General features: G+C 73.8%; 11 protein-coding genes and 1 pseudogene. 7 read left to right on the forward strand and 5 right to left on the reverse strand.

Annotation, left to right across the window (positions count from 1 at the left end; translation table 11 throughout):
- Nucleotides 1-33: 33 nt before the first annotated feature.
- Entirely contained in the window at nucleotides 34-1098 is a 1065-nt protein-coding gene (locus ACE101_RS23935; RefSeq protein ID WP_379134999.1) for a hydantoinase/oxoprolinase family protein, read from the forward strand.
- A 152-nt stretch (nucleotides 1099-1250) separates the two neighbouring features.
- Here ACE101_RS23935 and ACE101_RS23940 read toward each other — a convergent pair whose 3' ends face one another.
- Entirely contained in the window at nucleotides 1251-3812 is a 2562-nt protein-coding gene (locus tag ACE101_RS23940) for a putative bifunctional diguanylate cyclase/phosphodiesterase (protein WP_379135002.1), read from the reverse strand.
- 212 nt (nucleotides 3813-4024) lie between these two features.
- The gene (locus ACE101_RS23945; RefSeq protein WP_379135005.1) at nucleotides 4025-6190 is read right to left on the reverse strand and encodes a hybrid sensor histidine kinase/response regulator; all 2166 of its coding nucleotides are present in this window, start codon (nucleotides 6188-6190) and stop codon (nucleotides 4025-4027) included.
- A gap of 245 nt (nucleotides 6191-6435) precedes the next feature.
- Here ACE101_RS23945 and ACE101_RS23950 point away from each other — a divergent pair, with 245 nt between their 5' ends.
- The 4 genes from ACE101_RS23950 to ACE101_RS23965 all read left to right on the forward strand — a co-directional run bounded on the left by ACE101_RS23950 (nucleotide 6436) and on the right by ACE101_RS23965 (nucleotide 9069).
- Nucleotides 6436-7146, forward strand: coding sequence for a gamma-glutamylcyclotransferase (locus tag ACE101_RS23950; RefSeq protein WP_379135007.1), 711 nt, complete (start codon nucleotides 6436-6438; stop codon nucleotides 7144-7146).
- A 326-nt stretch (nucleotides 7147-7472) separates the two neighbouring features.
- On the forward strand, nucleotides 7473-7679 hold the full coding sequence (locus tag ACE101_RS23955; protein ID WP_379135009.1) for a hypothetical protein: 207 nt from the start codon (nucleotides 7473-7475) through the stop codon (nucleotides 7677-7679).
- 277 nt (nucleotides 7680-7956) lie between these two features.
- On the forward strand, nucleotides 7957-8124 hold the full coding sequence (locus ACE101_RS23960; protein ID WP_379135011.1) for a hypothetical protein: 168 nt from the start codon (nucleotides 7957-7959) through the stop codon (nucleotides 8122-8124).
- A gap of 123 nt (nucleotides 8125-8247) precedes the next feature.
- Nucleotides 8248-9069: a hypothetical protein gene (locus ACE101_RS23965; RefSeq protein ID WP_379135013.1), complete on the forward strand. Its 822-nt coding sequence runs from the start codon at nucleotides 8248-8250 to the stop codon at nucleotides 9067-9069.
- On the opposite strand, the pseudogene ACE101_RS23970 reads toward ACE101_RS23965, so the two are convergent.
- Nucleotides 9051-9297, reverse strand: a pseudogene (locus ACE101_RS23970) (hypothetical protein). The gene ACE101_RS23965 and the pseudogene ACE101_RS23970 sit on opposite strands and share 19 nt — an antisense overlap.
- Nucleotides 9298-9604: 307 nt before the next feature.
- Between ACE101_RS23970 and ACE101_RS23975 the strand changes: the two are divergent.
- Nucleotides 9605-9880 (forward strand): hypothetical protein, encoded by a 276-nt coding sequence (locus ACE101_RS23975; RefSeq protein ID WP_379135014.1) that lies wholly within the window; start codon nucleotides 9605-9607, stop codon nucleotides 9878-9880.
- 137 nt (nucleotides 9881-10017) lie between these two features.
- Entirely contained in the window at nucleotides 10018-10323 is a 306-nt protein-coding gene (locus ACE101_RS23980) for a hypothetical protein (protein WP_379135017.1), read from the forward strand.
- Here ACE101_RS23980 and ACE101_RS23985 read toward each other — a convergent pair.
- Both ACE101_RS23985 and ACE101_RS23990 read right to left on the reverse strand, forming a co-directional pair.
- Nucleotides 10278-10643 carry a BLUF domain-containing protein gene (locus tag ACE101_RS23985; protein WP_379135020.1) on the reverse strand — a complete coding sequence of 122 codons (366 nt, stop codon included), beginning with the start codon at nucleotides 10641-10643 and terminating at the stop codon, nucleotides 10278-10280. The genes ACE101_RS23980 and ACE101_RS23985 overlap by 46 nt on opposite strands.
- A gap of 147 nt (nucleotides 10644-10790) precedes the next feature.
- On the reverse strand, nucleotides 10791-11825 hold the full coding sequence (locus ACE101_RS23990) for a Rieske 2Fe-2S domain-containing protein (protein ID WP_379135023.1): 1035 nt from the start codon (nucleotides 11823-11825) through the stop codon (nucleotides 10791-10793).
- Nucleotides 11826-11880: the final 55 nt, after the last annotated feature.

An 11880-nucleotide genomic window follows, 5' to 3' on the forward strand; every position in this document is an offset into this window, starting at 1 on the left:
CCCGCCCGCCCGTTCCATCCGCGAGATCCGCCCGTGAGCCAGCATCCGTCGTCCCCGTTCGCCCGCACCATCGGCTGGGACCTCGGCGGGGTCCATGTCAAGGCCGCCCTGGTGGAGGGGGGCCGCGTGCGCGCCGTGGTGCAGGCGCCCTGTCCGCTCTGGCGCGGGCTCCCGGCCCTCGATGCCGCCCTCGCGGCCTTGCCCGATTGGACCCGCGAACCCGCCCGCCACGCCGTGACGATGACGGGCGAACTCACCGATTGCTTCGCCGACCGGGCGGACGGGGTGGCGCAGCTCGCCGGCTGGGCCGCGCGGGCGCTTCCCGGGAGCGTGGCGGTCTATGCCGGCCGGTCGGGCTTCGTGTCCGCGGAGGCGGCGGCCGGGGCGGCGCCCGACATCGCGAGCGCCAACTGGTACGCCACCGCCTCCCTCGTCGGCCGGCTCGCCCCGGCCGCCCTCCTCGTGGATATCGGCTCCACCACCGCCGACCTGATCCCGGTCGTGGAGGGGCGTCCCGCCGCCCAGGGCTACAGCGACGCCGAGCGGCTGGAGACCGGGGAACTCGTCTATACGGGGGTCGTGCGCACGCCGCTCCTGGCGCTCGGCCCCGTCGCGCCCTTCCGCGGCCGGCGCACCGCCCTGATGGCCGAGACCTTCGCGGCGACCGGCGACGTGCACCGGCTGCTCGGCGACCTCCCCCCCGAGGAGGACCAGCAGGACACGATGGACTTCAAGGGCAAGTCGCTCCCCGAGACCGAGACGCGGCTCGCCCGCATGATCGGCCGGGACCGCCACGAGGGCAGCACCACCGACTGGACCCGCCTCGCCGGTCACTTCGCCGAGGCGCAGCTGCGCCTGCTGCACGACGCGGCCGCGGTGATCCTCTCGCGCGGCACCCTGCCGGACGCGGCCCCGGTGATCGCCTGCGGCGCGGGTCGCTTCGTCGCCGCCCGGCTCGCGGCCCGGCTCGGCCGCCCGTCCCGCGACCTCACCGACCTGATCGCCCCGCATCTCGCCCCGGAGGCGGCCGGCTGGGCCTCGACCTGCGGGCCGGCAGTGGCCGTCGCGTGGCTCGGCGGCGGCAACGCCACAGCCTGATCCGCGCAGGTCCGAGCGGCGGATCATACGGTTTCCGGATGATCGCTTCGCGATGCGGAAACCGGCCTCGCTCAGGCGCCGCGCGGGCTCGTGATACGGTTTCCGAAAGTGATCTTCCGGAAACCGTATCAAACAGGCGTTGAAGTCCGCGCTCAGGCCAGCTGCGGCATCAGGACGGCCGGCTCCCAGCCGTCGCGGCGCTCCGCCGCCCGGCAGCGCGCGGCGAAGATCTCGGCCGGGAGCGGCCTCCCGAGCAGGTAGCCCTGGCCCTCCTGGCAGCCTTCGGCCGCGAGGGTGCGCAGGGTCGCCTCCGTCTCGATCCCCTCGGCCAGCACGGCGAGGTCGAAGCTGCGGCCGAGTGCCAGGATCGAGCGCACGACCGCCCGGTCCTGCTCCGAGCCGGTGACGGCCTGCACGAGCGAGCGGTCGATCTTCAGCCGGGTGACGGGGCAGCGATTCAGCAGGCTCAACGACGCGGTGCTCGTCCCGTAATCGTCGACGGCGAGGCCGGCCCCCATCGCCCGCAGGGCCCGCAAGGTCGGGATCAGCCCGTCGCCGTGCTGGAGGATGAGATCCTCGGTGATCTCCAGCTCCAGGGCGGCGGCGGGCAGGCCCGTCTCGGCGAGGGCGGCCCGGACCTCGTCGACGAGGTGCGCGGAATGGAACTCCCGGCTGAACAGGTTCACGGCGATGCGAAGCTCCCCGAGGCCGCTGCCGCGCCATGCCGCGGCCTGCGCACAGGCGGTCCGCAGCACCCAGCGGCTCACCGCCGGCGCGTGGGCGCTGCTCCGCAGCGGCGCCAGGAAATCCGCCGGCGCGAGCAGGCCGAGTTCGGGATGCCGCCAGCGCAACAGCGCCTCGGCGCCCACGACGGCGCAGTCGCGCAGCTGCAGCTGGGGCTGGTAATGCAGCTCGAACTCCCCTGCGGCCAGGGCCCGGGGCAGCTCCCGCTGCCGTGCGGTCGCGGCGAGCAGCGTGCGGCGCATCTCGGGGCGGAACGGCCGGTGGCAATGCCGGCCCGATCGCTTGGCCTCGTAGAGCGCCATGTCGGCCCGCGTGAGCAGATCGTCGCTCACCGCCTCGCCGGCTTGCGTGACGGCGACGCCGATGCTGGCGCCGAGGTGAAGATCCTGGTCGCCGATGCGGAAGGGATCCGCCAGGCTGCGGAGGATCGCCTCGGCGGTGCGGTCCGCGGCGGCGGGCTCCCGCAGATGCGGCAGCAGGATCGCGAACTCGTCCCCGCCCATCCGCGCGGCGATCCCGGACGTGCCGAGGCAAGCCTCAAGGCGCTGGCCGGCCTGCCGGATCAGATCATCGCCCGCGTCGTGGCCGAAGGTATCGTTGACCGTCTTGAACCCGTCGAGGTCGATCATCAGCATCGCTGCGTGATCCCCCGGATCGGACAGGCTCCCGATCGCGCGCGCGAAGCCGCGGCGGTTGCACAGCCCGGTCAGCCCGTCCGTCTCGGCCTGACGGCGAAGGGAGGCCATCAGGGTCGCCCGCTCGTGCATGCGGATGTGGAGGACCGCGAGGGCATCGAACAGGCGGTCGATCTCGCGGATGCGCGTCGTGGCCGGGGAGGGGGCGGGCTCGCGGCCCTCCGCCAGGGCGATGACGGTCTCGCGCGCGCTCAGCAGCGGATGCAGGACGGAGAGGCGCAGCGAGCGCAGGAGCAGCGAGAGCGCCGCGAGCAGGGCGAGGGCCCCGCAGGCGACGGCTGCCAGACGGGCCCGGGCCGCGTCGCGCTCCCGCGCGAAGCCCGCGACCATCCGGCCGAGATAGGCGACGCGCAGCTCCTCCAGGGGCTTCATGCGCGGCACGTACCGGGCGGTCAGCTCGTCCGCCGTCAGCGCGTGGGCGCCCGATTCGCGCCCCTGCGCCACCACGGCATCGATCAGGCCGAGGCCTTCGCCGAGGAAATCGGCCTCGACCCGCCGGAGCAGATCGCCGAGGGGCCCCTCGGCCGCCACCACGGCCTGCCCGCGCAGCAGCCGCCACATCTCGCGGATACGGCCCCGGGTCTCCAGAACATCCGCGAGCTGGCGATGGCTCAGCGGCTCGCGCATGGCGAGCGCGGGGATGATGTAGGCCCCGATGCGGCCGCCATGCTCCCGGAGGTCGCTCACGAGATGCGCGATCAGGGAGGGGCCGACGAGATCGGGGGTGGTTTGCCCGAGCACCCGGACCTCCCAGATCAGGACGTCCTGCAGCACCTCCACCACGTCGATCATCGCCGCGATGGCGCCGGTGATCTCCTCCCGGCCGCGAGCGGAGGGCGGCAGGGCGGCCACGCGGTCGACGCTCCGCCGCGCCTCGCGCAGGCGCGTCTCGACGGCCGCGACGAGATGGGCGGGAACCGGCCGGGCGCGCGGGCCGAGGAATCCGGGATCCCCGGGATCGCGCAGGGCGGCGAGGGAGGCGTCGCTGGCCGCCCGGAAATCCCGCAGCCGCACCGCCGCAGCGTCGCTGCCAGGGGCGAGGGACATGACCAGGTTCGCCGGGCCGCGCTCAGCCGAGATCCGGTTGGCCGCGTCGAGGATCCGCGTGAACTGGCCGATCGCGACGAGCTTCCGCCGGCTCTGGACGAGCGCGCCCACGGAGGGCACGACCACCACTGCCGTCAGCGCGAGCAAGCTCGCGCCGATCAGCACGATGGTGGCCCGGAGCCTGAATGCCAGGCTCGTGCCCGCGCCCGCCCTCTTCCTGCGCCCCACGCCCAGCTCCCGACACGCGATTGCGGGCCGCAATCGAGACGACCGGCCTCATCGAGGCCGCGCGACCGAATTCTAGCCCGATCGGCGCGGATACTGGCATGAGACTCGTTGCGGAAGTTTTAGCGCCTCACCTTCCCAAAGGTCAGAGGGAAGCGGGCGCCGGATTCATTGGCGCAAACTCGACGAGGGCTCCCGCAAGGCCCGGCCCCGGGTCAGGCCGGCGGCGACGTCCCCTCGCCGAGCACCGTCCGCAGCTTCGCGGCGAGCTGGGTCACCGTGAAGGGCTTGGTGATGAGCTGCGTGCCGGGATCGAGCATGCCGTTATGGACGATGGCGTTGCGCGTGTAGCCGGTCATGAACACGACCTTCAGGTCCGGCCGGCGGCGCAGGGCCTCGTCGGCGAGCTTGCGGCCGTTGACGTCGGGCATCACCACGTCGGTGAGCAGGAGCGCCACCTCGGGGTGGAGCGCCAGCAGGTTGAGGGCAGCAGAGGCCCCGTCCGCGTCGAGCACCCGGTAGCCGAGGTCCCGCAGGGCCTCCACGGCGAACTGGCGCACCGCCGGTTCGTCCTCCACGACGAGCACCGTCGCGTCGCCCGCCGCGAGCGCCAGGGCATCGCGCGCGGCCGGGCGCGGCTGCTCCTCGGGGCCCGCGTGGCGCGGCAGGTAGATCTTCACGCTCGTGCCCTGGCCGGGCTCGGAATACACCGCCACGTGCCCGCCGGACTGGCGCACGAAGCCGTAGACCTGGCTCAGGCCGAGCCCCGTGCCCTGCCCCTGCGCCTTGGTGGTGAAGAAGGGCTCGAAGACCCGCGCCAGCACCTCGGGCGCCATGCCGCTGCCGTTGTCGGTCACCGCCACGAGCACGTATTGCCCGGCTGCCACCTCCGGATGGGCGGCGACGTAACCCTCGTCCAGATAGGCGTTGGCGGTCTCGACGGTCAGCCGGGCGCCGGTCTCCGGCATGGCGTCGCGGGCATTGACCGTCAGGTTGAGGAGCGCGCTCTCGAGCTGGTTGGGATCCGCGAAGGTCCTCCACAGCCCGGCCGACAGCACGGTTTCGAGCCGCACGGATTCCCCGAGGGTCTGGCGGAGCAGCTCGGCCATCCCCGAGACGAGGGCGTTGGCGTCGACGGGCCGCGGATCGAGGGGCTGGCGGCGGGCGAAGGCGAGGAGCCGCCCGGTCAGCGCCGCGGCGCGCTCGGCCCCGCCGATCGCGTTCTCGATGAGCCGGGTCTGGCGGGCATCCGCCGATTCCATGCGCCGCTGCAAGAGTTCGAGCGAACCGAGCACCACGGTGAGCAGGTTGTTGAAGTCGTGCGCGAGGCCGCCCGTGAGGCGCCCCACCGCCTCCATCTTCTGCGACTGGCGCAGCTGGTCCTCGCTCGCCTCGCGCCGCAGGATCTCGGCGCGCAGCTGCGCCAGCGCCTCGCCCTCGCGCCGGGTGCGCCGCAGGGCCACCAGCGTCAGCCCGACGAGGCCGAGGGTGGCCGGCAGGCCGAAATAGAGGTGGCTCGCCACCGCGTCCCGCCACTCGGCGAGCAGGGTCGCCCGGTCGATCCCCGCGGTGACGTAGACGGGGTAGTGGGGCAGGCGCCGGTAGGCGTAGAGCCGGTCGCGCCCGTCGATGGTGGAGGCGGTCTCGTAGAAGCCCTCCTGCGGCGCGCGGGCGAGCGCGGCGAGGAAGCCGCTCGTGGGCGGCGTGCGCAGGATGCGGCCCCCGATCTCGGGCGCGCGCGCCAGGATGGTGCCGTCCTCCCGCAGGAGCGAGACCGTGTCGAGGCCGCTCTCGCGCACCTGCGCGTAGAAGTCCCGGAAATAGGCCGGGTCGATGGCGACCGCGACCACGCCGCGGAAGCCCGCGCCGGGCCGGGCGCTGCTCACCTGGAAGGCCGTGGCGCCCGCGGGCCCCGCCGCCATCACCTCGCCGACGAAATCCCGTCCCCTGGCCAGCACCCCGTCGCGGTGGAGGCGGAAGAACGGGCGCGCCGCAAGGTCGCCCTCGCGTTCGGGCGCCAGGGGGGTCGCCGTGACGAGCGGCCGGCCCTCCGCGTCGAGGACCCAGATGGTGCTCACCTGCGCGAGGGAGTCGCTCAGCTCCGCCAGCTGGCGCTGGAACTCGGGCCCACGGGCGCGGATCGCCTCGTCCGGCAGGTCGCCCAGGATCTGGTTGACCTGCCGCGTCACGAGGTCGGCGGTCTCGAACACCTTGATCGCGTGTTCGCGCACCACGTCGAGGGTGCGCTCCAGGCGCCGCTCCGCCTCGCGCCGATGGCTGCCGTAGGAGAGCCATCCCCCCGTCGCCAGGACGAGGAGGGGCAGGAGGACGGCCGCGACCACGACGAGATGGAGCGACCGTTCGGCCGCGCTCGCCGCCATGCGCGGTGCGCCGGCCGCATCGGATCGGGATGGCGGCACCAGGGCTGTCACGGAAGGCGGCGCGGATTCGGTTCGGGCTGTCCCCGGAGAACCGGGTATCGGAGAGACGGGGTATCAGACCGGCGAAGCCTGCACCAGCGCCGGACGGACACAGGGGCGCCCGGCGCGCACCGGGGCCGAGCGTGTTGCGCCCGAGGATGAACACCGGGTTGACCGGATCCCGCAGGAACGGTTTCTCATCGCGCATGCCGACCGCCCCCGCTCTCACGGCCGACCTGATCGCCCGCGTCCATCCGGGCCGGGGCCTCGACGATGCGGGAGCGATGCCGCTCCTGGCGGAGGCCGAGACGGACGCGCTCCTCGACGCGGCGCTCGCGGCCAAGCCCGGCGCGCCGGACGCGCTCTGGCTCTTCGCCTACGGCGCCCTGATGTGGCGGCCCAACTTCGCCTTCACCGAGCGCCGGCCGGCCACCGTGCGGGGCTGGCACCGCCGCTTCTGCCTGTGGCAGTGGCGCTTCCGCGGGACGCGGGAGACGCCCGGCGTGATGCTGGCCCTCGACCGGGGCGGGCAATGCCGGGGCCTCGCCTACCGGCTCGCCGGGCCGGAGCCGCGGGCGGCCCTGCGCGCGGTCTGGCACCGGGAGATGCGCGGGCAGGGCTACGCGGCCCGCTGGCTCCCCGCCCTGACGCCAAAAGGGCCGGTCACGGCGCTCGCCTTCGTGGCGAACCGCGCCGGCGGGCGCTACGCGGGGCGGCTGACGGAGGGCGAGGTCGCCGCCCGCATCGCGGCGGCCTGCGGCCATATCGGCCCCAATGCCGAGTACCTCCTCAACACCGCGGCGGCCTGCGCGGCGCTCGGGCTGCGCGACCGGCACCTGGAGCGCCTGCAGATCCAGGTCGCCGCGCATCTGCTGGCCCGGCCGGCCGCGGCGGCAGCCGGCGGGACCGGGCCGTGAGCCTCCGGGAGGCGGAACAAGCCGCATCCCCGGGATTTGTCCTCCGTGCGGAGCGGCACCCGTCTCCGGAATGCAGCAACGTCGTGAAAAACGCCGCGCCGCGGCCCGTGCGTGCTTGACGTCGACGGTCTTCGAGCGCATGTCGATCCCCGTCGCGCGTCCTCGCCTCGGCCGTTCGCGCGGCTCCACCGGAACCACGAACTCCATGTCCAGCGACAGTAGTCGAAGGACCACGCCGCCCGCGCCCGCCGCGTGAGCCGCGCCTGATCGTGAGATCGGGCTCGCCCGCGACCGGCCGCAAGGCGGCTGGTCGAAAGAGGTGAGCCATGAACGAGTTTCCTGTGCGGGCCCGCGCGGCCGCTGATGCCGTCCGTCGCGACCAGAGCATTGCCTTCGCCCTTCTCCTGCTCCTCGCCCTCGTGTTCGCGCCGGTCATCGGCCTGCACGTCGCGGTGGCGTCCTTCGGTGCGGCCCCGGCCGCGCCCGACGGCGTCGCGGCGGCGCCGAGCGACAGCAAACCCTCGCGCGGGTAACCGACGGCCGCGCGGCCGGGGCGCTCGAAAGCCGGCATCCGCCGTGCTTGGATGCGCCGTTCGGGAGGCCGCCGGCCCCCGGTGCCGGAACGGCCGTGCCATGAACGACGACCTGCGCGAATCCCGCGGCGCCCTGATCCTGCTCGCCGCCGCCGTCCTCTCGGTCCTGCTGTTCGGGGCGGTCACGCTCCTGGGACTCGCCGGCTGAGCGGCGCTCACCGGGCAAGGAACATTCGGGGTGCGCCGGAGGATGTGTCCTCGAGGAGGAGCGCGCCCCATGACGGACACCGACCCCGCCAAGCCCGGTGACCGGGCCCCGCCCGGAACGCCCGGGACCGGCGAGAATCTCTGCCCGCGCTGCCACGGCTCCGGCCGGATCGACGGCACCGCCTGCCCGGATTGCGCGGGAACCGGCAAGATCACCGAGCCGATCGGCGGCGCCTGACCACCCGGCCTCCGCCGGCGCGGACGGGTGAGGACCTCGGCCTCCCCCGACCGGCAACGCCGCCTTCACCGGTGACCTGCGATACCATCGCCCGATTCGGACGAAGCGGGGAGACGGTCGCGGATGGCGGACGAGGCGGAGCGGCCCAGGAGTGACGGCGCGACCGGGCGGAGCACCGCCAAGAGCGGCACCTCGGCGAGCGGGACCTCGGCGAGCGGGACCTCGGAATGGCGCGAGGTCCGCAATGCCCGCGCGCGGGCGCGGCTCGACAAGGCCCTGCCCGCGATCTTCCCGCCCCTCGTCCTGCGCCACGCCCTGGCGCGGCCCTTCGTGCCGCCGACCCCGCGGCTCGCGGTCGAGAGCTACTGGCGCACGCATGTGCTGCGCGCCGACCGGCTCGCCCGGGGCCTCGCCGCCCGCAGCGGCCATCCCGAGGGCTGGACGTGGCGGCTCGGCCCGAAGGAGGAGGGGCTCGCGGGCAGTTTCCGCATCCCGCCCGCCCCCTTCCGCGAGCCGGCCTTCGCGCGCGGGCGCGGGCATTGCTGCATCTGCGGCCAGCCTGTCTTCCGCTTCGGCTGGCACGAGGATCTCTGGGGTGCGGGCGAGCCGAACCGCAATGCCGGCTGGCATTCCGCCTGCGTCACCGCCTGGAAGTTCTGGATCGCCGCGAGCGACCACGTGAAGGTGCTCAAGGCCCGCCAGCGCCACCGCTGCACCGAGACGGGCAAGCGGCTCCTGCGCAGCGCCGAGGTGGACCACCGGGTGCCGCTCTACCGGGTCTGGCGCGAGCACCGCGACGCGCCCTGGCCGGTGCTGCTCGGCTACTGGGGCCTGCCCAACCTGCAGGTGGTGAACCGGGCCGCCCATGCGGGCAAATGCGCGGCCGAGGCCGGCGAGCGCGCCGCGCATCGCCGGCAGGCATCGGATCAGCGCGGGCCGATGTGAAGGCCGGCGTCGGGCAGGAGGTTGCGGGCGCGGCCACCCGTCTGCTGGCCGCGCCCCTGCTGGTCGTAGGGCCGCTCGGGATGCCGGTCGCTGTCGCCGCCCGAATCGTACTCCCAGGGCTGCGACCACGGGGCCCGGCCACCCAGCGAGCCGGTCGGGGCCCGCCAGGGCGAGCCCCGGGGCCAGCAGGACCGCGCCGAGCACGAAGGTCCTGATCAAGCCCGACATCGTCGCCGTACCGGCGCTCACCGCGCCCGCCCCCTCATACGGTTTCCGGATGATCGCTTCGCGATGCGGAAACCGGCCTCGCTCAGGCGCCGCGCGGGCTCGTGATACGGTTTCCGAAAGTGATCTTCCGGAAACCGTATCACCCGTCACGCCGAAGGGATCGTTCCGCAGCGGAACGCCCGGCCGATGTTTCGTCACCGCGTTACGGGACGCAACGATCCGGGCCCGGCGACGCAATCGGCCCGTAACGGCCGGCTCCTACACAACGCCCCGACACGACACCGCAATGCCGCGAGGGGAGCCACCGATGATCCGAACCGCCACGCTGATCACCGCGACCGCCGCCCTGGCCTCCGCCCTCCTGACGCCCGGCCTCTGGGCCGAGCCCGCCCGCATCGCACCGGGCAAGGCCTATACCGACCGGCTGAGCGCCGCCTCCTTCGCACCCACGGCCCAGGACGTGACCCTGTTCTCCCTCACGAATGCGGGCGGCGGCGACGCATCGGCCCGGCCCTGCCGCGGCCCGCAGGGAGGGGGCGCCCGCTGCTTCGCCGCGGCGGCCACCGGCGGGATCCTGCGCTGATGGCCGCCCTGCGGCAGCGCCTGCACGAAGCCCTGCTGGTCGGCGGGAGCTTCGGGCTGGGCATCGGCCTGGCCTTTCTGATCGCACCCCTGCTCTGAGGGCGAGATTTTCCGGCCCGGCGGCGCTATATCGGCGCCATGCTCAAGCTCGCCGGCACCCTCCTCGCCCTGACCCTTCCCGCCGCCGCCCTGGCCCAACCGCAGCCGGACCGCGTACCGGCCCCGGCGCTGCCCTGCGGCCAGGTGGTGGCCCTGGTCACCCAGCGCGGCGCGGCGCTCGTCGGCACCGGCCCCTACACCTACGAGCGGCTGGTGCGGGATGTCGGCTTCTGCGCCATCGAGCAGACCACCGAGCCCTTCTACGGGCCGTCCGCCGATGCGGGCCAGTGCTTCCTCGGCTATCGCTGCCGCGACCGCGCCACCGAGGGCCGCCGGGGCGATTGACGCCTCTCCTCCATCCGCCGCCGGGGCAGGCTGATCGGTGCGTCGACCAGGATGAGCAGGGCCCGGCGCAGGATCTCGGCGAGATGCCCCTGCTCGCCGACGAGGCCGGGAGCGGGCCCGGAGCGGTTCAGGCCGCGGTCGAGTTCCGGAGAGGCGCGTCGGTCGACGAGGATCGACTCGAAGATCGGCGGTGCCGCCGATCGCGGCCCCTCCGGCACCTGCAGGAAACCGTGCCCCGTATAGACGAGGACGCCCGGGACGCCGGCCGCCGCGTTGCGGGCCCGCGCGGCCGCCAGGATCGCCGCGATGATGCCCGGCATCGAGCATCATCGCGGGCGGATGGGCGCCCGTGCTCTTGTCGATGATGCGAAACAGCTCGTCCGGCCTGCGGCTCCCCCGGAGGAAGGGCCCCGCAATACGTCTGTCGCGGCGCGGTCGTCCAGCGTGCGGCCCATCAGGACCGGCGTTCAACTGCGCCAACGCAGCTCCCGCGGGGCGAGGGGATTGATGAAGGCGCCGCCGGCCTCGCGGGCGCGCAGGAATTCGCGCTTGAGGCTGAAGTACCACTGGGACTGCACGTCGCTCTCGCCCATCAGCACCATGGCGGGCTTCCGGTCGAGCCCCTTCTGGGCGATCTGCAGCACGTCGCGGTCCTGGCCGAGGAACTGGCGCATCAGCGGGCGGGCGACCGGCTTGAGCAGGTTGAGTGCCGGCACGTTCCAGTACATGGCGTTGATCAGCGCCGTACGGCCGGGGCCGCGCGGCGTCGCGAAGGTGTAGTTCGCGATCCGCTTCTTCCCCGCCGTGATCCGCTCCAGGCGCACGCCGGGCAGGCGGAACTCGATCTCGACCTCCGGCACCGCGCCGAGCAGGCGGTAGACCACCGAGGCGGTCTTGGCCGTGTGGCTCGTCATGGTGAAGCCGAACGGGGAGGGGGCGAACTGCTTCACCTTCTCCTTGAGGGTCTTCGAGGGCCGCCACCACCAGGAATCGTGCACGTAGGCGACGTGGGCCGGATCGACGAAGCTCAGCGCCACGAGGTCGAAGCTCGCCTCGACCTCCAGGATCTCGACCAGCATCCCGCAATAGGAAAAATCCACCGCGGGGATCGGGGGGGCGCCCTGCGGGCCCGGTCCGGCCGCGACCCAGACGAGGCCGGAGACCTCCTCGATCGCGAAGCGCGGCAGCCGCACCGTGGTGAAATCGGCGTCGTCCCGGCGGGCGAGCGCGGGAATCGCCGCGCATTGCCCGTCCGGCCGGAACTGCCAGCCGTGGAAGGGGCAGACGAGGTTGCCCTCGACGAGGCGCCCCGCCGAGAGCGCCATGCCGCGATGCGGGCAGCGGTCGCGCAGGGCGAAGAGCGCCCCCGTCTCCTCGCGCCCGACCACGATCGCTTCCTCGCCGAGGGTCACGGAGACGAGCTGCCCCGGGCGAAGCTGGCGGCTCTCGCCCACGCAGTACCAGACGGCGTCGAGCGGGCGGCGGATCGGATCCCCTGTCATGCGGTCCTGCGGTTGGGGCGGCCCCGTCATGCGGGCGCCGGCTGTTTAGGGCAAA

The organism is Methylobacterium carpenticola (assembly GCF_042748905.1).
In the GTDB taxonomy this organism is placed as follows: Bacteria; Pseudomonadota; Alphaproteobacteria; order Rhizobiales; family Beijerinckiaceae; genus Methylobacterium; species Methylobacterium carpenticola.